The 308-nt window shown below is 44.5% G+C and carries 1 protein-coding gene; it reads left to right on the forward strand.

The annotated features are described in order from the left end of the window. The coding region (locus GO013_RS16925) for an MFS transporter (RefSeq protein WP_163813211.1) at positions 1 to 308 on the forward strand (308 nt) is incomplete at both ends.

Raw genomic sequence — 308 nt, forward strand, 5'->3', positions numbered from 1 at the left:
TGTTGTTGTTTTTAATTGGCTCGTTAGTGTGCTTTATAGCAAATGATATTGTTTGGCTCGTTATAGGGCGCTTCATTCAAGGCATGGGGGCTTTAGGCGGAGTTGTTAGCGCGATGGTGGCGGATGAAGTGAAAGAAGAAGAGCGCACTAAAGCCATGGCGATCATGGGAGCGTTTATTTTCATTAGCTTCACCATAAGCATGGCGATTGGTCCTGGGGTTGTGGCGTTTTTGGGGGGGGCAAAATGGCTCTTCTTGCTCACTGCGATCTTAACTTTATTGAGTTTATTGATGCTTTTAAAAGTCAAA

The organism is Pseudodesulfovibrio sp. JC047 (genome assembly GCF_010468615.1).
Classification (GTDB): domain Bacteria; phylum Desulfobacterota; class Desulfovibrionia; order Desulfovibrionales; family Desulfovibrionaceae; genus Pseudodesulfovibrio.